The organism is Georgenia thermotolerans (genome assembly GCF_009193185.1).
In the GTDB taxonomy this organism is placed as follows: domain Bacteria; phylum Actinomycetota; class Actinomycetes; order Actinomycetales; family Actinomycetaceae; genus Georgenia; species Georgenia thermotolerans.
On record NZ_VUKF01000021.1, the window covers coordinates 64,861 to 85,168 of the forward strand.

Below are 20,308 nucleotides of genomic sequence, written 5' to 3' on the forward strand. Positions count from 1 at the left end.
GTGCACGCCTCGCGCCGGGGGGCGGGAGCTGGTGTGGCGAACGCCTCGCTCCAGGGGTGTGGCGATCGCCGCCGACACTCCCGTACCTGTCTCGCAACCTGCTTGCGCGCTAAGTATCTTGGCGGTGCAGGGGCGGCACTCTCCCAGGGATGGAGCTTCCGATGACGCCACCGACCAAGGCGTCGCCGACGCTCGATGACCGAGCGTCCATCGAGCTGTGGGGGCGCGTGATCCAGGGCTTCCAGGCGACGAACCGGGCGATCCACGGCGCCATCAAGGCGGCCTTCGCCCTGAACGAGGCGGAGGCGGAGACGCTGCTCAACCTGCACCGCCACCCCGAGCACCGCGTTCCCATGGCGAAGCTCGCCCGCGCGGCCGCCTTCACCACCGGTGGCTTCACGAAGATCGCGGACAAGCTCACCCGGCGGGGCCTGGTCGTCCGGGTCCCGTGTGCGGACGACCGGCGCGTGACCTTCCTCGAGCTCACGCCCGCCGGCAGCGACGTCGCCGCCGAGCTGGCCCGTCTCGTCGCGGACGTCAACCGGTCCCGGGTCATCGACGTCCTCGGCCCCGATCGGGCCGCCCTCGTCGCCGAGGCCATGACGGACCTCTACCGCGCCAACCGTCCGCCCGGCCGGTAGCCGTTCCCGCCCGCACGCCGGGAGCGAGCGCGCCGGCGGGCGCCGGCTGGTGTCGGGGGTGCCGGCCCGCGCCGCCGTCCCACCGGTCCGCCTTTCGTCATGAGGTGGTCAAGCCCTCGCCCGGACGCGGTGCACGACGGGTCGAGATCGTGGATAGGGTGGCACTCGTGAGGCAGGCAGGAGCGAGGTCCCAGCGGGTCGCCGTCGTCATCCCCGCCAAGGACGAGGTGGACCGCATCGCCGCCACCGTCCGCGCCGCCCGCGCCATCCCGCACGTCGACCTCGTGCTCGTGGTCGACGACGGCTCCGAGGACGACACCCAGCACGCGGCCCGCGCCGCCGGTGCCGTCGTCGTGCGGCACTCGGTCAACCGCGGCAAGGCCTCCGCCATGGAGACCGGCGCCTCCGTCGTGGCCATGCGCGACGTCGAGGGCCGGCCCCCGCGCCTGCTCCTCTTCCTCGACGCCGACCTGGGCGAGACCGCGGTGGCGACCGCGCCGCTGGTCCCCCCGGTCCTCGAGGGCCGGGCCGACTGCACCATCGCCGTGCTGCCGCCCCAGCCCGGCGCCGGCGGCCGCGGCATCGTCACCGGCCTTGCGCGCCGGTCCATCGCCCGCGCCACCGGCTGGACCCCCACCCAGCCGCTCTCCGGCCAGCGGTGCCTCACCCGCGCCGCGTTCGAGGCGGCCAGCCCGCTCTCGCGCGGCTGGGGCGTGGAGACCGGGATGACCATCGACCTGCTCGTCGCCGGGCTGACGGTCATGGAGGTGCCCTGCGACCTGCGTCACCGGCCCTCCCGCAACGACCTCGCCGGCCAGCTGCACCGCGGCGCGCAGTACCGCGACGTCGCCCTGGCGGTCAACGCCCGGCGGCTGCGCGGGGTGCGCGTGCCGCCCTCGCGGCGCGGGGACGACGCCGCCCACCAGAAGCCCGGCCGCCCCTACCGCGCCTGGGCGACCTCGCCGGAGGGCTGAGCGTCCTCGTCGGGCCCCGGCTCCGCCTCGGGCCCCTCGCCCGGGCGTCGGCCGCCGTCGTCCGGGGCGTCCGGTAGCTCGCCGCTCTCGGCGACGCCGTGCACGAGCAGCCAGCCCGTCACCACCGCCACCAGCAGCGGCACGGACATGGAGATCCCGATGGCCGGCAGCACGATGCCGGAGTCGTTGACGGCGAAGGCGAGCGCGAACGTGGTGCCCAGCGCCACCAGCGTGGGGCGCAGCATGACGGCGTCGCGGTCGATGCGCCCGATGGTGTCCCCGCCGGTGAGCCAGCCGTAGCTGGACTCGCCCCGGTGCTCCCGCCGCAGCGGCCGGGTGAGCAGGACGACCACGACGACGATCCCGCCGATCACCAGCAGGGTCAGGGTCGAGCCGAACAGGTTGGTCAGGTTCTGCGAGGCCTTGCGGCTGATGACCGACCACAGCCCGCCGTCGAGCACCGTCTCGACGAAGCGGCCCAGGTGCGAGCGCTCGGCGGGCGGGCGCAGCCAGTCGACCACCGAGAAGCTCAGCGCCGCCACCGCGGTGACGCCGAGCACGGCCAGCACCCGCTGCCAGGTCAGCCGGACGCCCATCGCCAGCAGCGCGAGCACGAGGAAGCCGGGGATCAGCGCCGGCGGGCCGCCGAAGTCGGCCCCGATCGACGGGGCGCCGTCGAGCACCGTGGCGACGAGCCCGATGACCGCGATGGCCGCCGCGGCCCAGCGCCGTCGCCCGCGCCGCACCAGCGGGTCGCTCACGCACAGGGCCACGAGGATGGTGGCGGCGGCGAAGAGGGAGAACGAGGAGTTGTTGAACCCGTAGAACCGCCCGCCCACCTGCGGCTGGATCCCCATGAGGGAGGAGACCTGCAGCCGGGCGCCGGTGAGGACGTCCCCGGCGAGCACCACGGCGGTCAGGCCGGCGACCACGCCGACCGGCGCGAGCAGCCGGCGCCGCCACGGCCCGGCCAGCGCCACCGCGGCGATGACGACGGCGAGGGCCAGGGTGAGGGCGTACACCGCGCTGGCGGGGCTGTCGGCGCGCCACCACGGCAGCAGGTTGGTCAGGTAGGACGCCACCGGCACGGCGCCGATGATCACCGCGGCCCAGCGCAGCGTGCGCAGCAGCGGGGCCGGGCGGCGCGAGCGCAGCGCCCGAGCCATCCGGGCGCGGGTCGGCCCGTGCCCCTCCAGGCGCGCCGCCGCGCCGTCGAGCATGCGCCGGTTCAGCCCGAGCGTCACCACGCCGTAGAGCAGCAGGTTGACGAGGACCAGCGCCGAGTAGAACGGCCCCACCAGGGCCTTGACCTCCACCGCGTGCCGGTTCGTGTCGTCGAGCGCGGCCACGCGGGCCGGGCCGGAGCGGCCGTCGTCGGTCACGCCCAGCGGCGCCCCGGCCAGGCCGGCGGGGACGTCGACGCCGAGCATCGCGAGCACGGTGGGCGTGAGGTCGGTGGACTGGACCATGCCCGGCTGGCGGGTGGAGCGGGTGTCGAACACGGCGCCGTCGGCGGGGATCGGCGGCAGCGCCGGGCCGTCGCCGGTGAGCAGCTGCATGAGGGCGACCGACCCGGAGTCGGCCACCGAGGCGAGCAGCACGGTCGCGTGGGGCGCGGACTCGCGCACGGCGGCGAGCACCGCCCCCACCCGCGCGTCGATCGCCGCGACCTGCAGGCCCCGCTCCGGGGACTTGAGCAGCCAGGCCTCCTCGGCGGGCAGGCTCGGGGTCTCGGCGGGCGCCGGCTCGCTGAGCGGGCTCGTGGCGCTCGGGGCGTCGCTGGGCGCGGGCACCAGCGGGCGGTTGCGGTCGCGCACCGCGCCGACGTCGACGACGGCGAGCGCCTTGCCGGGCAGCGCCTGGGCCACCTGGTCCTGCAGGCGCACGGAGCTGGTGGAGGCGTAGGCGTGCTCGCCGGCCACCGTGCCGGCCGAGGTGGCCAGCGCGATCGCGGCGCCGGGGCCGACGGCGAGGGTGGGCACGCCCGCCTGGCTCAGGGTGTCGCCGAGGAGGCCGGGGGTGGCGTCGTAGGACGCGGCGGCGGCGGCCCCGAGGTAGTCGGACCAGCCGGGCACGGCGCCGCCCTGGTCCGCCTCGTCCAGGTGGCGGCAGGTGCCGTACTGCTCCATCGGCACGTCGGCGGCGCGCCGGCCGGCGGAGAGGGCGAGCCAGCCGTCGGCCGGGCAGGTGGAGGAGCGCACCGAGCGCACCACCAGGTTGGCGCTGGCCCCGTGCTGGGCCAGGCCCCACATGTTCGGCGTGGCCAGGGAGGACAGGTCCTCCCAGCGCACCCCGGCGGTGCCGATGACGACGACCGGGGCGTCCGGGCCGGCGGTGCCCGGCTGCGCGCGGGGGCCGGCGGGCGGCGCCGGCGCGCCGGCGGCCGGTGCCGTCCCGGTGCCCGCGGTCACCCCGGCGGCCGGCGTGGCGGCCGCCGCCTGGACCAGCGGCAGGAGGAAGGGCAGCACGAGGGCCAGGGCGACGACCAGCGCGATGATGGTGGCCCTGCGCCGCTGCTGCTGCCGGCGTCGGGTGCTGCTCACGTCCGGAAGCCTACGTGCCACGTGCTGGACCGGCCGGGGAGGGGGCGCGCGCACGGCACTAGGCTCGGGCGCGATCTGAGACCGGGAGGATCCCTCATGCACGACGACGCAGGCGACGTCGAGCGCGTCAGCACGGTGCCCGACGGGCTCGCCGAGGCGCGCCATGGCGCGGCCGAGGCGGCGCCCGCGCCCGCCGCGACGGGCACCGCCCGCGCCCGCTACGCCTACCTCGGCCCGGAGGGCACCTTCACCGAGGCGGCGCTGCTGCAGGTGACCGATCCCACGGAGTCCGACCTCGTCCCGTGCCTGGACGTGGTGACCGCGCTGGACCTGGTGCGCCGCGGGGAGGCGGACTTCGCCGTCGTGCCGATCGAGAACTCGGTCGAGGGCAGCGTCAACGTCACCCTCGACAGCCTCGCGACCGGCTCCCCGCTGGTCATCGTCGGCGAGATGCTCGTGCCGATCGCGTTCGTGCTGGCCGCCCGCGAGGGGATGACCCTGGCGCACGTGCGGCGCATCTCCACCCACCCGCACGCCTGGGCCCAGTGCCGCGGCTGGGTGGCCGCGCACCTGCCCGGCGCCGTGCACGTGCCGGCCACCTCCACCGCGGCCGCCGCGGCGCTGCTCGCCGGCGACCAGGACGCGCCCGGCTTCGACGCCGCGCTCTCCTCGCCCCTGTCGGCGGCGAAGTACGGCCTGAGCGTGCTGGCCGACGGCGTGGCCGACAACCCCCACGCCGTCACCCGGTTCATCCTCGTCGCCCGGCCGGGCTACCTGCCCGAGCCCACCGGGGCGGACAAGACCACCCTCATGGTCCACCTGCCCGACAACGAGGCCGGGGCGCTGCTGAGCATGCTCGAGCAGTTCGCCACCCGCGGGGTCAACCTCTCGCGCATCGAGTCCCGGCCCATCGGGGACTCCCTGGGCCGGTACTCCTTCTCCATCGACGCCGAGGGGCACGTGAGCGAGGAGCGGGTGCAGGCCACGCTCATCGGCCTGCACCGGGTGTGCCCCACGGTGCGGTTCCTCGGCTCCTACCCGCGCGCCGACGGCCAGCGCCCGCACCTGCGCCCGGGCACCCACGACGCCGACTTCCGCGCGGCCCGCGAGTGGGTGCGCGACCTGCTCGCCGGCGGGACGGCCTGAGCCGGGGCGGCGGCCCTCACGCGGTCCGGACGACCAGGCCGCCCTTCTCCGCCCGAACGTAGATCGTCGTCGCGAACCCGACCAGGTCGCCGTCGACCTGGACGTGCTCGGGCTCCTCGGTGCGCACCACGAGCTCCTGGGCCCGACGGAACCGGATCGAGCCGGTGCTGTAGGGCAGGAGGTCCTTGCGGACGCCCAGCCCCTGGAGGGTGACCTTGCGCAGCAGGTCCGCCCAGCCGATGAGCCCCCCGCGGGTGTCGATGACGGCGATGTCGAGGTAGCCGTCGTCGATCTGGGCGTCGGGGAACAGGACGACGCCGCCGGGCAGGCGCCCGACGTTGGCGAACAGGATGGTGCGGGCGGTGATCGTCTCCGACTGCTCGCTGGCGCCGAGCTCCACCGACGCCCGGATCTTCCGCCCGGCGAGGTGCTTGACGCCGGCGACGAAGTAGGCGATCCAGCCGAGCCTGGCCTTGAGCTCCTCGTCCGCGCCGGCGACCATCGCGGCGTCGAAGCCGAGGCCGCCGATGACGAGGAAGACGTGCTCCTTGTCCGGGTCCTCCGGCGCCGCCGGCGTGTCGGGCGGGACCGCCCCGGCCTCCTCGAGCGTGCCGGCGTCCTCGGGGTGGGCCGGGTCGAGGTAGCGGCCCTTGGCCGCCTGCCCGGACTCGGTGCGCTCGGCGGAGCGGGCCGTCGAGGCGTCCTCGCGCCCGCGCACCTCCCGGGCCTCCGCCGCGGTCAGCGGCTCGGTGCGCAGCCAGCCGAGGTCGACGGTGCGGTTGCGCCCGGTCAGCGCGGTCGCGACCATCTCGCGCTGGCTGGTCAGCGGCAGGTCCAGGTTGCGGGCGAAGAGGTTGCCGGTGCCCAGCGGCAGCAGCCCCATGGGCACCCCGGTGCCCGCGAGGCCCTCGGCGACGGCGCGGACCGTGCCGTCCCCGCCCGCCGCGATGACCACCGAGGCGCCGCGCTCGAGCGCCTCGCGGGTCTGGCCCAGGCCCGGGTCCTCCACGGTGGTCTCGAACCACAGCGGCTCGTCCATCCCCACGTCGGTGGCCGTCTGGGCCACGAGGGCGCGCACCGTCCGGGCGTCGGCGCCCTTGGAGGGGTTGAACACGACAGCGGGCGGCCCGCCGCGGGGCTCGTCGGCGGCCTTCTCGGGCGGCCCGGGCTCGGCGAACGACGGCGTGCGCCGCCGCACGGCCCGCCAGGTGGCCAGTCCGAGCACCACCGCGACGAGCGCGAGCACCAGGGCGGCCACCGCCACCCACGCCTCCCAGGTCATAGGGGCAACGTAACGGTCTCCCCGGGCCACCCGCCCCTCGGGGGCATGTGGCGGGGGCTGGCGTCAGGGACCGGCCGGTGCGGCCCCCGGGTGGACGAGGGCGACGGCGGCGCCGGTCGGCGGGGCGACGCCGAGCAGGATGACGATGGCCACCAGGGCCAGCACGAGGGCGATCGCCAGGAGCAGGGCCACCGCGGTGATGGCGGCGATGACCCACGTCGCGCGGCGGCGCATGTCGGTGGTCTCGGTGACGTGCAGGTCGTGGTTGGCGGCCTCGCGCTCGGCCCCGTCGAAGAGGCCCTTGAGGTAGGCGCTCTGCTCGCCGCCGGGCGCGTCCGGGCGGCGCCCGTCGATGGATCGGACGTTGTCCTCCACACGCGCCCCCCTTCACCCGGCGGGTCACCCCTGGGGGTCACCCTCGCGGATGCGGCGAGGCTACCCCGCGCTTCGGCGGTCCGGAGGCGAATCGGCCGCGTCCGGTTCCAGGTAGCCGGTGTCGATCAGGGCCGCGCGGAGCACGTCGGTCTCCGGGGTCCCGGTGAGCGCGGCGATGGCCTTGAGGTTCGCCCGGCTCGGCAGCGCGCTGGGGCGCTTCCAGTTGAGCAGCGTCTGCGGCTGGACGCCGAGCTTCGCGGCGAGCTGCCGGTAGGAGGGCGGGTAGAGCTGCTCGTCGATGTGCCGCTGGAGGATGCCCCACAGGTGTCCCATCAGGACTCACCGCCAAGTCTCCGCGCGCCCCGGCGCGCGCGGTGTTCGGTAGCGCTGGATAAATGAGGGTCGTTCCACCGTACAAAGGGTGGGCACCGGTGTCCATGGTCAGAACCGGCCAGCCGAACGGGCCGCGCCGCGCGCCCGCCTCTGCTATCGGAGGGTGACACCGAGCCGGGCTTGGGCACCATGTCCGTACAAAACGTCTTGTCTCGCTGGACGGGGTGCTCTACGTTCGCCCCATAGCGGGGGCCGCCCGTGCCGCCGCCCGGGACACCAGGGGTCAGCGATGGAGCTGCCACAGGTCGTCGTGCTGCAGGACCCGAAGAGGCTCGCGCGGCTGATGGTCGTCGAGGACGCGACCCAGCGGGAGGTGGCCGCCGCCGCCGGCTGGGCGTCGCACTCCTACCTCGGCCGCCTGCTGCGGGGGAGCGCGCGCACGCTCACGCGCGAGGCCGCGGACCGCATCGCGGCGTACCTGGGCGTGGAGACCGGCGACCTGTTCCTGCCGCTCCCGTCCGCCCGCGACTGCCCGCCGGGCGCCGGGGCCGGCCGGTGCCGCTGCCGCGACGACGTCGGAGGGACGCGATGAGCGGCGCGGACTGGGCCGGGCTCGTCGTCGCCGTGGCCTCCGGGGTGCTCGTCCACTGGCTCGGCCAGGGCCTGTGGGACGCCCTGGCCGCGCGGGGGAAGGCGCGCGCGTCGGCCGCGGGCGCCGACCGGCGGGCGCGCCGCGACCAGGTGGCCGATCTCGAGAGCGCCCTCGCCCGCGCGTTGGCCGACCGCGACGACGAGCGGGCCGAGAAGGAGAAGGCCGAGGCCGCCCGGGACCGGGCCCTGGCCCGGTGCCGGGCGCTGGAGGACTATGCCCACCGGCTGCGCGAGGGCTGCCCGGGCACGCCGCCGCCCTGGCCCACGACGCTCCTCAGGGTCTGACGGCACGACCCGCGACGCTCCTGCGGGTCCGACGGCGCGCGGGCACGAACCGGGCGGCACGAGGGCGGCCATTAGGCTTCGAGCATGATCGACCTTCGAGCACTGCGTGAGGACCCGGAGACGGTCCGCGCCAGCCAGCGCGCCCGCGGCGCGGACGACCGCCTCGTCGACCAGTTGCTGGAGGCGGACGCCACCCGCCGCGCCACCCTCGCCTCCTTCGAGGAGCTGCGCGCCGAGCAGAAGCAGGTCTCGAAGTCCGTGGGCAAGGCCTCCCCCGAGGAGCGCCCCGCCGTCCTCGCCCGGGCCAAGGAGCTCGCCGAGCAGGTCAAGGCCGCCGAGGCCGCCGCCGCCGACGCCCAGGCCACGCTCGACGACCTCGCCCGCACCATCCCCAACGTCGTCGACCCGGCGGCCCCGGTGGGCGGGGAGGACGACTACGTCGTCCTCAAGCACGTCGGCACCCCGCGCGACTTCGCCGCCGAGGGGTTCGAGCCCAAGGACCACCTCGACCTCGGCGAGGGGCTGCGGGCCATCGACGTCCGGCGCGGCGCGAAGGTCTCCGGCGCCCGGTTCTACTTCCTCACCGGCCTCGGCGCCCGGCTCGAGCTCGCCCTGCTCAACGCCGCGATGGACCAGGCGGTGCGCTACGGCTTCACGCCGATGATCACCCCGACCCTCGTGCGCCCCGAGACGATGCAGGGCACCGGCTTCGACGTCGCCCACGACGCCGAGATCTACCGGCTCGAGGCCGACGACCTCTACCTGGTCGGGACCTCCGAGGTCGCCCTCGCCGGCTACCACGCCGACGAGATCCTCGACCTGTCCACCGGCCCGCTGCGCTACGCCGGCTGGTCCTCGTGCTACCGCCGCGAGGCCGGCTCGCACGGCAAGGACACCCGCGGCATCATCCGCGTCCACCAGTTCAACAAGGTGGAGATGTTCTCCTACGTGCCGGTGGAGGAGGCCGCCGAGGAGCACCAGCGGCTGCTCGCCTGGGAGGAGGAGATGCTCGCCAAGGTCGAGCTGCCCTACCGGGTCATCGACACCGCGGCCGGGGACCTGGGCACCTCCGCCGCCCGCAAGTTCGACTGCGAGGCGTGGCTGCCCACCCAGAACCGCTACCTCGAGCTGACCTCCACCTCCAACTGCACCACCTTCCAGGCCCGGCGCCTGGGCGTCCGGGAGCGCACCGCCGTCGGCGGCACCCGCACCGTGGCGACGCTCAACGGCACGCTGGCCACCACCCGGTGGATCGTGGCGATCCTCGAGAACCACCAGCGGCCGGACGGCTCGGTGCGTGTGCCGGAGGGCCTGCGCCCCTACCTGGGCGGCCTCGAGGTGCTCGAGCCGGCCGGAGCGGCGGCGCGGTGACGGCGGGCGGGTCGGCCGGTCACGGCCCCACGACGAACGGCGTGCTGCCCCTGACCGCGCGCGCGGCCCGGTGGGCCGAGGTGCTGCCGGCCTCGCTGCCGCCGGCCGGGGAGGAGCTGCTGGTCGCCCTGGACATCGACGGCACCCTGCTCACCCACGACGGCGGGCTCAGCCCCGCGGTGCGCGAGGCGGTCGCCGGGCTGCGCGACGTCGGCGCCCGGGTGGTGCTCTCCACCGGCCGGTCCGTCCAGGGCGTGCTGCCGGTGGCCGCCGAGCTCGGCCTGGAGCGGGGCTGGGCGGTGTGCTCCAACGGCGCGGTGTGCATCCGGCTGGACCCCGAGCTCGACGAGGGGCACGAGATCTCCGACGTCGTCACCTTCGACCCCGCGCCGACGCTGCGGCTGCTGCGCGAGGAGCTGCCCGACGGGCTCTTCGCCGTCGAGGACCTCGGCCGCGGGTTCAAGGTCACCGCCCCCTTCCCCATGGGCGAGCTGACCGGGCAGGTCGAGGTCGTCGACTTCGAGGAGCTCGTCGCCGCGCCCGCCACCCGCGTGACGCTGCGCGCCCCGGAGCTGAGCTCGCAGGACTTCCACGACCTCGTCCAGCGGGTCGGGCTGCACGGGGTGAGCTACGCCGTCGGCTGGACCGCCTGGCTCGACATCTCGCCCGACGGCGTGACGAAGGCCAGCGCCCTGGAGATGCTCCGCGGGCGCATGGACATCGACCCCGGCGCCACCGTCGCCATGGGCGACGGCTCCAACGACCTGGAGATGCTCGAGTGGGCCGCGCACGGGGTCGCCATGGGCGGGTCCTCGGATCCGGTGCAGGCCGCCGCCGATGCGGTCACCGACGACGTCTTCCACGACGGCGCGGCGGTGGTCCTGCAGGCCCTCCTCACCCGCTGACCTCGAGCGCGAGACGTCAACTCGTGCGCGAGGCGTCAAGTAGTGCTCTAGGCGTCAACTCCGCCGCGAGGCGTCAAGTAGTGCGCGAGGCGTCAACCCCGCGGCGAGGCGTCAACCCCGCGGCGAGGCGTCAGATAGTGCGCGAGGGGCCAAGGAGAGCGAGATGGCCAGTCGTGCGCGGGGCGTCATGCCCTGCGCCGGGCCGCACGGTCTCCGCGCCTCCCCGCCCGCAGGGTCGCCGCGCTTCCCCGCCCGCAGGGTCGCCCCAATTGACCTCTCACGACCACGTTGACGTCTCACGACAATAGGGAGCGGGGCGTCCGGATGTTGAGAAATCTCCCCCGATTGCTTCGTTGCTGAATCGTTACGTCACGACCCGGAACAAATAGTGGTCTCAGATCCCGGACGAGTGGTTGGGTAACCACAGGGAGCGCGTGTGCGCTCGACACGACGACGTGACGAGGAGTTCGCATGATGACGACGACCAGGCGGCGGGGCATCGCCACCTTGGCGGGCGCCGCCGCAGTGGCCATGGTGCTCAGCGCCTGCGGGGCCGACGACATGGGCGGCGGCACCGGTGGTGGCGGGGGCGGCAGCAGCAGCGCCGCGGGCGCCGACTGCGCGGCCTACGAGCAGTACGGCACCTTCAAGGGGGAGAAGGTCAACCTCTTCTCCTCCATCCGGGAGACCGAGGCCGACCAGCTCCAGGACACCTTCACCGACTTCAGCGAGTGCACCGGCATCGACGTCGTCCACAACGGCTCGGGCGAGTTCGAGCAGCAGGTGGTCGTGCAGGCCGAGGGCGGCAACGCCCCCGACCTGGCCATCTTCCCGCAGCCGGGCCTGCTGGCCCGCATGGTCAAGGACGGCTACGTCGTCGAGGCGCCGGACGCCGTGGAGAAGAACGTCGACGAGGGCTGGTCGGAGGACTGGAAGGCCTACGGCACCGTCGACGGCAAGTTCTACGCCGCCCCGCTGATGGCGTCGGTGAAGTCCTTCGTCTGGTACTCCCCGACGCTGTTCGCGGAGAAGGGCTACGAGGTCCCCACCACGTGGGACGAGCTCATGAGCCTGACCGAGAAGATCGCCGCCACCGGCGAGAAGCCGTGGTGCGCGGGCATCGAGTCCGGCGGCGCGACCGGCTGGCCGGCCACCGACTGGATCGAGGACATGGTCCTGCGCCAGGGCGGCGGCGACCTGTACGACAAGTGGGTCACCCACGAGGTGCCGTTCAACGACCCGCAGATCCTCGCGGCCGCCGACATGGCCGGCGCGATCCTCAAGAACGACGACTACGTCAACGGCGGCATCGGCGACTCCCGGTCCATCGCGACGACGTCCTTCAACGACGGCGGCCTGCCCATCCTCGACGGCAAGTGCTACATGCACCGCCAGGCCTCCTTCTACGAGGCCCAGTGGCCCGAGGGCACCGACGTCAGCCCCGAGGGCCAGGCGTTCGCCTTCTACCTGCCCGGCAAGACGGCGGACGAGAAGCCGCTGCTCACCGGCGGTGAGTTCGTCGGCGCGTTCAACGACAAGGAGGCCACCCAGGCGGTGCAGGCCTACATGGCCTCCGGCGACTGGGCCAACACCCGCGTCAAGATCGGCGGCGTGACGTCGGCGAACAAGGCCGTCGACCCGGCCAACGCCTCCTCCGACGTGCTGCGCCTGGCGATCGAGCTGCTCCAGGACAAGGACGCCGTCGCCCGCTTCGACGGCTCGGACCTCATGCCCTCCGAGGTCGGCGCCGGCTCCTTCTGGACCGGCATGACCCAGTGGATCGACGGCGCGGACACCAAGACGGTCCTCGACCAGATCGAGGCCTCCTGGCCCGCCAGCTGACCCGCTGACCCAGCCCGCGCGGGGGAGCGGCCACCGGCCGCACCCCCGCGCGGGCGCACCCGCCTCCGGGGCGCCCGCCTTCCGGCCACCCGCCCCCGAGGCCCCCGCCTCCGGGGCGGACACCCGTCTCGAGGCCGCCCAGCCGCTCGCAGGGGAGCATGCATGGACTTCTTCCTCTACTCGAAGACCGGCCAGATGGTGCTGGCCGTGCTCGTCTTCGCCGCCGTCGTCGCCGCCCTCATGGTGGTCGCGCGCCTGGCCGACCGGTTCGCCGGCCGCACCCGCATCGCCTGGACGCTGCTCGTCTTCGCCGGCCCGGCGCTGCTCCTGCTCGGCGTGGGGCTGATCTACCCGGCCCTGCGCACCATGGTCATGTCCTTCATGGACGGCCGGTCGCAGAGCTGGGTCGGCCTGGCCAACTACCGGTGGGTCTTCACCAACCCCGAGTCGATCCAGTCCTTCGTCAACACCTTCTGGTGGGTCACGCTCGTCCCGCTGGTCTCGACCACGATCGGGCTGATCTACGCGATCCTCGTCGACGGCAAGCGCTTCGAGAAGGTCGCCAAGTCCCTGCTGTTCATGCCCATGGCGATCTCCTTCGTCGGCGCCGGCATCATCTGGAAGTTCGTCTACGAGTACCGCGGCGCCGAGCAGACCCAGATCGGCCTGCTCAACGCGTTCCTCACCGGCCTGGGCGTCGAGCCGGTGCGCTTCCTCCAGGACGGGCCCTGGAACACCTTCTTCCTGATCTTCATCATGATCTGGATCCAGGCCGGGTTCGCGATGGTGCTGCTCTCGGCCGCGATCAAGGGCATCCCGGCCGACATCGTCGAGGCGGCCCGGCTCGACGGGGTGAACTCCTGGCAGATGTTCCGCTCCATCACGGTGCCGTCGATCCGCCCGACCCTCGTGGTGGTCCTGACGACCATCTCCATCGCCACGCTGAAGATCTTCGACATCACCCGCACGGTCACCGGCGCCCGGTTCGGCACCCAGGTGCTGGCCAACCAGATGTACGACCAGTCCTTCACCTTCGGCAACAACGGCGTCGGCTCGGCCCTCGCCGTCGTCATCTTCGTGCTGGTCATCCCGATCATCATCTACAACGTCCGCCAGATGCTGCGGAACCGGGAGGTGCGTGGAGCATGAGCGGCACGACGCCCGCCAACCCCGCCGTCGCGACGGCGGAGCCGCCCGTCGCCAGCCTGCCGGACCCGATGCGGCCGACGGCGCCGCGCCTCTCCGCGGCCGGGCGCACCAAGTCCATGCTCACCAGCCGGATGGGCTCGGCCGTCGCCATCGTGCTGGCGGTCGTCTGGACGGTGCCCACCCTGGGGCTGCTCGTCAGCTCCGTGCGGCCCGAGGGGCAGATCCGCACCAGCGGGTGGTGGACGTTCTTCACCGACCCGGCCTTCACGCTGGAGAACTACAGCACGGTGCTGTTCGGGCGGGCCTCCAACGGCCAGCTGGCGAACTTCTTCATGAACTCCCTGACCATCACCGTGCCGGCGACGATCATCCCGCTCGTCATCGCCACGATGGCGGCGTACAGCTTCTCGGTGCTGCAGTGGCGCGGGCGGGACACGGTGTTCGTCATCGTCTTCGCCCTGCAGATCGTGCCGCTGCAGATGGCGCTCATCCCGCTGCTGCGGATCTTCTCGGGCACCGCGGCCGCCGAGGCCTTCCCGTTCCTGGCGATCTGGGTGGCGCACTCGGCCTTCGGGCTGCCGCTGGCGATCTTCCTGCTGCACAACTTCATGGCGGAGATCCCGCGCGAGCTCGTCGAGGCCGCCCGGGTCGACGGCGCCGGCCACGTGACCCTGTTCTTCCGCATCATGCTGCCGCTCATGGTCCCGGCGATCGCCAGCTTCGCGATCTTCCAGTTCCTGTGGGTGTGGAACGACCTGCTCGTGGGGCTGACCTTCTCCGGCGGCAACAACGCCATCCAGCCGCTGACGGCGCGGCTGTCGGAGATGGCCGGCTCGCGCGGGCAGGACTGGCACCTGCTCACCTCCGGCGCGTTCGTGTCGATGATCGTCCCGCTCATCGTCTTCTTCGCGCTGCAGAAGTACTTCGTGCGCGGCCTGCTCGCGGGCTCGGTGAAGGGCTGACGCCGGCCCGCCCGGGGTGGCCCGGCCGGGCGGCGGGCCGGCGCCGGTAGGTTCGCGGTAGCACCCGACCGGAAGGGCCGCCATGATCACCCCGCCCCCCGCCGCCTGGCTCGACGCCGAGGGCGACGCCCTGCTCGCGTTCGCCCGCGGCGCCGCCACCGACCTCGGCTTCGGCACGCTCGACGACGCCGGCACCGTGCCCGACCCAGCGCGGGCCGAGCTGTGGATCACCTGCCGCATGACGCACGTGTTCGCCCTGGCCGCCCTGCGCGGCCGGCCCGGCGCCGCCGAGCTGGCCGACCACGGCGTCGCGGCCCTGGCCACCACCTTCGCCGACGCCGAGCACGGCGGCTGGTTCACCGCCGTCGAGCAGGGCCCGGCCGGACCCCGCCCGGCGGGGGAGGCCGGCGCGCGCAAGGAGGCCTACCCCCACGCCTTCGTCCTCCTCGCCGCCGCGTCGGCGACGGCGGCCGGCCGGCCCGGCGCCGCCGAGCTGCTCGCGCGGGCCTGCGCGGTGAGCACCGAGCGGTTCTGGGACGACGAGGCCGGCGCGGTGCGCGAGAGCTTCGACCGGACGTTCACCGCGCCGGAGGACTACCGCGGCGCCAACGCCAACATGCACACGGTCGAGGCCTACCTCGCCGTCGCCGACGTCACCGGCGAGGACGTCTGGCTGGACCGGGCCCTGCGCATCACCTGCCGGCTGATCGACGGCGAGGCCCGCGCCCACGGCTGGCGTCTGCCGGAGCACTTCACGCCCGGCTGGCGGCCGCTGCTGGAGTACAACCGCGACCAGCCCGCGCACCCCTTCCGCCCCTTCGGCGCCACGGTGGGGCACTGGCTGGAGTGGGCCCGGCTCACCCTCGAGCTGCGCGCCGCGCTCGCCGCGCGCGGGCGCGACCCCGAGCCGTGGACGCTCGAGGCGCCGCGGGCGCTGGTCGAGACCGCCGCCCGGGAGGGGTGGGCGGTCGACGGCGCGGACGGCTTCGTCTACACCGTGGACTTCGCCGGCAGCCCCGTGGTGCGCCAGCGCATGCACTGGGTGGTGTGCGAGGGCGTCGGGGCCGCCGCGGCGCTGCACGCCGCTACCGGCGAGGAGGCCTACGCCGACTGGTACCGCACGTGGTGGGACTACGCCCGGCGCCACCTCATCGAGGCCCCGGGCCGCTGGCACCACGAGCTCGCGCCGGACAACACCCCCGCCGCCGGCACCTGGTCCGGGCGGCCGGACGTCTACCACGCCTACCAGGCGACGCTGCTCCCGCGCCTGCCGCTGACCCCCGCCCTGGCCCCCGCGCTCGCGGCCGGGCTGCTGGAGAAATAGGCCCCCCTTGCCCGGCGCACGCGCGCCCGGGATGCTCGACCCGTCGCGATGGAGCGGGGAGGCGCCATGGACGTGCACGAGGGGGTGCTCCACGGCGGCCTGCCCTACCTGCGGCTGGGCGCCGGGCCGGTGCTGGTGGTGCTGCCCGGCCTGGAGAGCGAGAACGCCAACCCGGTCGGCGGTGCGCGGGCGCTGGAGGTGCGCCGGCTGCGGCCCTTCGCCCGCCGGTTCACGCTCCACGTCGTGCGCCGCCCGCCCGGCCTCCCGGCCGGCGCCACCATGGTGGACCTCGCGGACCTGCACGCCGCCGCGCTGGCGGCGGAGTTCGGCGAGCCGGTGGACGTCCACGCCACCTCCACCGGCGGGTCGGTCGCGCTGCAGCTCGCCGTCGACCACCCGCAGGCCGTGCGTCGCCTGGTCCTCGTCTCCGCCGCCTGCCGGCTCTCCGAGGCGGGCCGGGCCGCCCAGCGCCGCCTCGCCGCGGGCGTGCTGCGCGGCGACCTCCGTCGCACCTACGCCGACCTCGGCCGCCTCATGGGCGGCTCGTGGCTCGCGACCCGGGCCGTCGGCGCCGCGATGTGGCTCGCCGGCCCCGCCATGGCACCGGCGGACCCCGCCGACCTGCTGCGCACCATCGCCGCCGAGGACGCCTTCGACGTCTGCCCCCGGCTGGGCGAGGTGCGCGCGCCGACCCTCGTCGTCGCCGGCGCCCGGGACGGCTACTACGGCCCCGAGCTCTTCCGCCGCACCGCCGCCGGCATCCCGCTCAGCCAACTGCGGCTCTACCCCCGCATGGGCCACATGGGCCCGGTCATGAGCCGGCGGGCCCGCGCGGACGTCTTCCGCTTCCTCGGCGGCGCGGGGTAGCGCCGCGCCGGTCAGGGCACGAGCACGATCTTGCCGAACACCGTTCCGGAGTCGAGCAGCTCGTGCGCACGGCCCGCCTCGGCCAGCGGCAGCCGCTCGGCGATGACGGGCCGCAGCAGGCCGCCGTCGAGCATCGGCCAGGCCCGCTCGCGCACGTCCTCGACGACGGCGGCCTTCTGCACCAGCGGCCGCGCCCGCAGGGTCGCCGCGTGGATGCTCGCCCGCTTGGTCAGCAGCATGCCCAAATCCAGCTCGCCCTTGCGGCCCTTCTGGGTGCCGATGACCACCAGCCGGCCGCCGGTGGCGAGCATGCGGACGTTGTCGCCGAGCGCGCCGGCGCCCAGGACGTCGAGGATCACGTCCACGCCCCGCCCGCCGGTGGCCTCCTCGACGGCGGCGACGACGTCCTGCCCCTTGTAGTCGATCGCGACGTCGGCCCCCAGCTCGCGGCACCGGGCGGCCCGCTCCGGTCCGCCGGCCGTGGTGAGGACCCGGGCGCCGACGGCGACGGCGAGCTGGATCGCCGCGGACCCGACGCCGCCGGACCCGCCGTGGATCAGGACGGTCTCCCCGGACGTCAGCCGCCCGGCGCGCATGAGGTTGTCCCAGGCGGTGCACACCGCCTCGGGCAGGCCGCCGGCGTCGACGAGGGTGACCGACTCCGGCACCGCCAGCAGCTGGCCGGCCGGGACGGCGACGAGCTCGGCGTACCCGCCGCCCGCCAGCAGCGCCGCGACCTCGTCGCCGACCTGCCAGCCGTCCACGCCCTCGCCGAGGGCCACCACGGTGCCCGAGACCTCCAGGCCCATGATGTCGCTCGCCCCGGGCGGGGGCGGGTAGTGCCCGGCGCGCTGGAGGATGTCGGCACGGTTGACGCCCGCCGCGGCGACCTTGACGAGGACCTCGCCGGGGCCCGCCTGGGCGTCGGGGACCTCGGTCAGCTCGAGGTCGTTGCTGCTGGTCACGGTGATGGCACGCATGGTCCTCATCTTGGTAGCGATCGTCGGAAACCGCCGGGTGGGCGGGGTCCGGCGCGGCGATGGCCCACCCCGGACGACGGCGCCCGGCCCGGGCCCGCGGCGGGTCGCTGCCCGTGGAGGCGCACCAGCGCCGGTGCCAACCCGGACCGGCACCGCCCGTAGACTGGTCGGCGCCCCGCGCGGCGTGCCGGACGGGGCAGGGAGGGCTGACAGAGCGGCCGAATGTGACGGTCTTGAAAACCGTTGTGGGGCAACCCACCAAGGGTTCGAATCCCTTGCCCTCCGCCGACGATCCATTGATATGGTGTAAGGACCTTGAGAATGGTTCTCAGCTTGATCGTCGTCGCAGCAGACGGATGCCAGAGATGCGAAGCGTGTATGCGCCGGGAGTGTTCGCCGGACATGGCTGGACTGTGACCTACCCATACGGAGATGTGCCTCACGAACGGCTGGCGCCTGCCGATGCGTGTGGTTAGATGACAAATGACACCGCGCACGATCCGGTCTAGTGGCCGGGTTTTTGCATACGGTTGCCACCCATCAGGAGCGAACATGAGCACCCCGACCCTCGATGACGAGACGACAACGACGGAAATTCAAGATTTCTACGAGCGCGTGGGCCTTGGTTCGATGCAAGCGCGAGCGCAGTTCGACGCCTTCCGTCCAGTTGAGCCTCGCCTGATGTTTGAGGTCGTGACGACGACCACGTCCCAGCCCTTCGTCGACTGATGCCGAGCTGGGATCTAGTCCAGACAGAGATCAAGGCTGCAGGGTCAGCGCATGACATCCTCCGCCGCCGCTACGTCAAGGAACTCTCTGACTACACCGGTCGTAACGTCATCCTCTACTACTCCGGTTGGCTGGAGAAGGAAGCCCTCGTCCGGCAGGGGCTGACTGGCACCGAGGTGAATGACAGCGATAAGAACGGCTTCATGGCAACGATCCACAAACTGGATCGCTCCAAGGGGCTGGACCTTCTGCTGCACACCCCTGGCGGCAACGTCGCAGCCACGGAGTCGCTGGTGGACTACTTGCGGGCGATGTTCGGCACCAACATCAGGGTGATTGTGCCTCAGCTGGCGATGTCGGCAGGAACCATGATCGCCCTGTCCGCGCAGACCATCGTCCTTGGAAAGCACTCGAGCCTCGGCCCCATCGATCCGCAGATCAATGGCATCGCCGCCCACGGCATCGTCGAGGAGTTCGAGAAGGCTCGGGCGGAGATCGCCGCCGACGCGTCAGCGATCCCGCTGTGGCAGCCCGTCATCGCCAAGTACCCGCCGACCTTCGTGGGTGAGTGCCAGAAGGCGATCGACTGGGCGAATGCGATGGTGAAGACCTGGCTGCAGACCGGCATGTTCGCAGGCCGCAGTGACGCCGCAGCGGCAGCGGACGCGGTTGTGCGGGAACTTGGAGACCACGCCCTCACGCTGACGCACGACCGGCACATCAATGCAGAGCGAGCTCGAGCACTGGGGCTGAACGTCACGATGCTTGAGGACGACAAGGAACTGCAAGAGCGGGTCCTCACCGTCCATCACGCATCAACGCAGACGTTGGGCGAGACCGCCGCGATCAAGATCATCGAAAACCAGGACGGCGTCTCATTCATCAGTGCGGTCAACCCGCGCCCTGTCGGGCCTTGAGGACGGTCATGGCTGTGCGCCTTTGACTAACGGATCAGAAGGGTTGCTTGGGGTTTGAGTGCCTCCGGGTGCACCCCAACCACACGACGAAGGCCCCGGATCGTTGTAAGTGCAATGATCCGGGGCGGGTCTCATGCCGCCCGTGAGATCAGAAAGCGGTCAGTCGCACAAGTGTGGGAAGTTCCGGAGATGGCGAGGTCGTGCCGGAAGGGGCGCCGCGCGAGCGTCCGAAGGTCTGGTCCCGGGTTTGACCGTCAGCGTTTGTCGTAGGTCGGCGACTGGCATCCATACGCGCCGGAGGCTTGCCCGGGCGTTCGCTGCCATCACGAACGCCAGCGCCGGGGCGAAGCGGTCGCGACGGTCGATGAACTGGTCGCCGTCGGTCTGCCAGGCAGTGGCAGTCAGGGGAGAGGACGACGCACCGTGGCGAACCGCGGTGGCACATCGCGGGCGTTGGTTATTTCCTAGATGCAGGCCCGCCACGGCTGCTGCCTGTCTACGTGTCTGTCCCGGCCACAGTCAGGGCATCCGATCCAACTCGTCGATCATCCGGTCGGTGAGGTGGCGCGATCACGGTCTCGCCGTGCCGGGCGCCGACAGTTGGTGATGAGTCAGCCGTGGTTCACCTAGGCCCGGATGCGGGCGGTCGATATCGCCTGCGCCGGCGTGGCCCGACCGCACGACCTGCGCCAGGTGGCCGTGCCAGCTTGAACCGCCCCGGGTTTGGTGGAGGCTCGGTTAGTTGGTTCCGGCCTCGATGAGGACGTAGTTGTCAGGGTCGTGCTGGGCGCGTGTGGTGGCCCGGAAGGTGGCCTCGTACTCGGCGGGCGGGACGTGGCCGAGCTCGCCGTGCAGGCGGCGGTGGTTGTACCAGTCGACGTACTCGGCCACGGCGATCTCGACATTGATGACGCTCAGGTGAAACTCCCCAGACCTGCTCACTGAAATTCCCCACCCGTGTGGCTCCGCCGACGACGGTGGGGCCCCCTCGACGATGGCGGTCTCTGACCACCAGCCATCACCTCGAGGGAG

At 73.4% G+C, this 20,308-nt stretch carries 19 protein-coding genes, 1 tRNA gene and 1 pseudogene; 15 read left to right on the top strand and 6 right to left on the bottom strand.

Annotated features, from left to right (window positions below):
- The first annotated feature begins 161 nt into the window (after window positions 1-161).
- Together GD970_RS11545 and GD970_RS11550 are read left to right on the top strand one after the other, a co-directional pair.
- A complete protein-coding gene (locus GD970_RS11545; RefSeq protein WP_152203044.1) occupies window positions 162-641 on the top strand; it encodes a MarR family winged helix-turn-helix transcriptional regulator in 480 nt (159 codons plus the stop codon).
- Window positions 642-808: 167 nt separating this feature from the next.
- A complete protein-coding gene (locus tag GD970_RS11550) occupies window positions 809-1,615 on the top strand; it encodes a glycosyltransferase (protein ID WP_152203045.1) in 807 nt (268 codons plus the stop codon).
- On the opposite strand, the gene GD970_RS11555 is transcribed toward GD970_RS11550, so the two are convergent.
- The gene (locus tag GD970_RS11555) at window positions 1,582-4,158 is read right to left on the bottom strand and encodes a hypothetical protein (RefSeq protein WP_152203046.1); all 2,577 of its coding nucleotides are present in this window, start codon (window positions 4,156-4,158) and stop codon (window positions 1,582-1,584) included. The two genes, GD970_RS11550 and GD970_RS11555, sit on opposite strands and share 34 nt — an antisense overlap.
- Before the next feature lie 96 nt (window positions 4,159-4,254).
- On the opposite strand from GD970_RS11555, the gene pheA reads away from it, so the two are divergent.
- Window positions 4,255-5,304: a prephenate dehydratase gene (gene pheA / locus GD970_RS11560; protein WP_152203047.1), complete on the top strand. Its 1,050-nt coding sequence runs from the start codon at window positions 4,255-4,257 to the stop codon at window positions 5,302-5,304.
- A gap of 16 nt (window positions 5,305-5,320) precedes the next feature.
- Here the strand turns inward: pheA and GD970_RS11565 are convergent, their stop codons facing one another.
- The 3 genes from GD970_RS11565 to GD970_RS11575 form a co-directional block, all read right to left on the bottom strand.
- Window positions 5,321-6,586 carry a diacylglycerol/lipid kinase family protein gene (locus GD970_RS11565; protein ID WP_152203048.1) on the bottom strand — a complete coding sequence of 422 codons (1,266 nt, stop codon included), beginning with the start codon at window positions 6,584-6,586 and terminating at the stop codon, window positions 5,321-5,323.
- Window positions 6,587-6,649: 63 nt separating this feature from the next.
- Complete coding sequence (locus GD970_RS11570) at window positions 6,650-6,961, bottom strand: hypothetical protein (RefSeq protein WP_152203049.1); 312 nt, start codon at window positions 6,959-6,961, stop codon at window positions 6,650-6,652.
- Between the two features lie 60 nt (window positions 6,962-7,021).
- Window positions 7,022-7,294, bottom strand: coding sequence for a helix-turn-helix domain-containing protein (locus GD970_RS11575; protein WP_152203050.1), 273 nt, complete (start codon window positions 7,292-7,294; stop codon window positions 7,022-7,024).
- 289 nt (window positions 7,295-7,583) lie between these two features.
- On the opposite strand from GD970_RS11575, the gene GD970_RS11580 reads away from it, so the two are divergent.
- From GD970_RS11580 to GD970_RS11620, 9 genes are all read left to right on the top strand, one after another.
- Entirely contained in the window at window positions 7,584-7,886 is a 303-nt protein-coding gene (locus tag GD970_RS11580) for a helix-turn-helix domain-containing protein (RefSeq protein ID WP_193314923.1), read from the top strand.
- A complete protein-coding gene (locus GD970_RS11585; protein WP_152203051.1) occupies window positions 7,883-8,230 on the top strand; it encodes a hypothetical protein in 348 nt (115 codons plus the stop codon). The genes GD970_RS11580 and GD970_RS11585 overlap by 4 nt, the downstream gene beginning before the upstream one ends.
- Window positions 8,231-8,314: 84 nt before the next feature.
- Window positions 8,315-9,601: a serine--tRNA ligase gene (serS, locus tag GD970_RS11590; protein WP_152203052.1), complete on the top strand. Its 1,287-nt coding sequence runs from the start codon at window positions 8,315-8,317 to the stop codon at window positions 9,599-9,601.
- 41 nt (window positions 9,602-9,642) lie between these two features.
- The gene (locus tag GD970_RS11595; RefSeq protein ID WP_226925299.1) at window positions 9,643-10,506 is read left to right on the top strand and encodes an HAD family hydrolase; all 864 of its coding nucleotides are present in this window, start codon (window positions 9,643-9,645) and stop codon (window positions 10,504-10,506) included.
- Window positions 10,507-10,977: 471 nt separating this feature from the next.
- Window positions 10,978-12,348 carry an ABC transporter substrate-binding protein gene (locus tag GD970_RS11600; protein ID WP_152203053.1) on the top strand — a complete coding sequence of 457 codons (1,371 nt, stop codon included), beginning with the start codon at window positions 10,978-10,980 and terminating at the stop codon, window positions 12,346-12,348.
- A 162-nt stretch (window positions 12,349-12,510) separates the two neighbouring features.
- Window positions 12,511-13,497 carry a carbohydrate ABC transporter permease gene (locus GD970_RS11605; protein ID WP_152203054.1) on the top strand — a complete coding sequence of 329 codons (987 nt, stop codon included), beginning with the start codon at window positions 12,511-12,513 and terminating at the stop codon, window positions 13,495-13,497.
- Window positions 13,498-13,565: 68 nt separating this feature from the next.
- Window positions 13,566-14,459 carry a carbohydrate ABC transporter permease gene (locus tag GD970_RS11610; protein WP_211489885.1) on the top strand — a complete coding sequence of 298 codons (894 nt, stop codon included), beginning with the start codon at window positions 13,566-13,568 and terminating at the stop codon, window positions 14,457-14,459.
- An 82-nt stretch (window positions 14,460-14,541) separates the two neighbouring features.
- Entirely contained in the window at window positions 14,542-15,783 is a 1,242-nt protein-coding gene (locus GD970_RS11615) for an AGE family epimerase/isomerase (protein WP_152203056.1), read from the top strand.
- A gap of 66 nt (window positions 15,784-15,849) precedes the next feature.
- Window positions 15,850-16,650 (top strand): alpha/beta fold hydrolase, encoded by an 801-nt coding sequence (locus GD970_RS11620; RefSeq protein WP_211489884.1) that lies wholly within the window; start codon window positions 15,850-15,852, stop codon window positions 16,648-16,650.
- Between the two features lie 11 nt (window positions 16,651-16,661).
- On the opposite strand, the gene GD970_RS11625 is transcribed toward GD970_RS11620, so the two are convergent.
- Window positions 16,662-17,630, bottom strand: a complete 969-nt coding sequence (locus GD970_RS11625) for an NAD(P)H-quinone oxidoreductase (RefSeq protein ID WP_152203058.1) — start codon at window positions 17,628-17,630, stop codon at window positions 16,662-16,664.
- Between the two features lie 200 nt (window positions 17,631-17,830).
- On the opposite strand from GD970_RS11625, the gene GD970_RS11630 reads away from it, so the two are divergent.
- From GD970_RS11630 to GD970_RS11635, 3 genes are all read left to right on the top strand, one after another.
- Window positions 17,831-17,915, top strand: a tRNA-Ser gene (locus GD970_RS11630).
- Window positions 17,916-18,182: 267 nt separating this feature from the next.
- The gene (locus tag GD970_RS21645; RefSeq protein ID WP_155524132.1) at window positions 18,183-18,359 is read left to right on the top strand and encodes a hypothetical protein; all 177 of its coding nucleotides are present in this window, start codon (window positions 18,183-18,185) and stop codon (window positions 18,357-18,359) included.
- A complete protein-coding gene (locus GD970_RS11635; protein WP_152203059.1) occupies window positions 18,359-19,276 on the top strand; it encodes an SDH family Clp fold serine proteinase in 918 nt (305 codons plus the stop codon). Before GD970_RS21645 ends, GD970_RS11635 begins: the two co-directional genes overlap by 1 nt.
- Window positions 19,277-20,014: 738 nt before the next feature.
- Here GD970_RS11635 and GD970_RS11640 read toward each other — a convergent pair.
- A pseudogene (locus GD970_RS11640) lies at window positions 20,015-20,179 on the bottom strand (IS3 family transposase); the annotation flags it as partial.
- Window positions 20,180-20,308 lie beyond the last annotated feature (129 nt).

Bases quoted from the DNA above. Each gene is read 5' to 3' on its own strand.
- GD970_RS11620 (WP_211489884.1), top strand. From the start codon at position 15,850: ATGGACGTGCACGAGGGGGTGCTCCACGGCGGCCTGCCCTACCTGCGG.
- GD970_RS11610 (WP_211489885.1), top strand. From the start codon at position 13,566: ATGCGGCCGACGGCGCCGCGCCTCTCCGCGGCCGGGCGCACCAAGTCC.
- GD970_RS11575 (WP_152203050.1), bottom strand. From the start codon at position 7,294: ATGGGACACCTGTGGGGCATCCTCCAGCGGCACATCGACGAGCAGCTC.
- GD970_RS11545 (WP_152203044.1), top strand. From the start codon at position 162: ATGACGCCACCGACCAAGGCGTCGCCGACGCTCGATGACCGAGCGTCC.
- GD970_RS11585 (WP_152203051.1), top strand. From the start codon at position 7,883: ATGAGCGGCGCGGACTGGGCCGGGCTCGTCGTCGCCGTGGCCTCCGGG.
- GD970_RS11565 (WP_152203048.1), bottom strand. From the start codon at position 6,586: ATGACCTGGGAGGCGTGGGTGGCGGTGGCCGCCCTGGTGCTCGCGCTC.
- GD970_RS11625 (WP_152203058.1), bottom strand. From the start codon at position 17,630: ATGCGTGCCATCACCGTGACCAGCAGCAACGACCTCGAGCTGACCGAG.
- GD970_RS11580 (WP_193314923.1), top strand. From the start codon at position 7,584: ATGGAGCTGCCACAGGTCGTCGTGCTGCAGGACCCGAAGAGGCTCGCG.
- serS (WP_152203052.1), top strand. From the start codon at position 8,315: ATGATCGACCTTCGAGCACTGCGTGAGGACCCGGAGACGGTCCGCGCC.
- GD970_RS11615 (WP_152203056.1), top strand. From the start codon at position 14,542: ATGATCACCCCGCCCCCCGCCGCCTGGCTCGACGCCGAGGGCGACGCC.
- GD970_RS11605 (WP_152203054.1), top strand. From the start codon at position 12,511: ATGGACTTCTTCCTCTACTCGAAGACCGGCCAGATGGTGCTGGCCGTG.
- GD970_RS21645 (WP_155524132.1), top strand. From the start codon at position 18,183: ATGAGCACCCCGACCCTCGATGACGAGACGACAACGACGGAAATTCAA.
- GD970_RS11635 (WP_152203059.1), top strand. From the start codon at position 18,359: ATGCCGAGCTGGGATCTAGTCCAGACAGAGATCAAGGCTGCAGGGTCA.
- pheA (WP_152203047.1), top strand. From the start codon at position 4,255: ATGCACGACGACGCAGGCGACGTCGAGCGCGTCAGCACGGTGCCCGAC.
- GD970_RS11600 (WP_152203053.1), top strand. From the start codon at position 10,978: ATGATGACGACGACCAGGCGGCGGGGCATCGCCACCTTGGCGGGCGCC.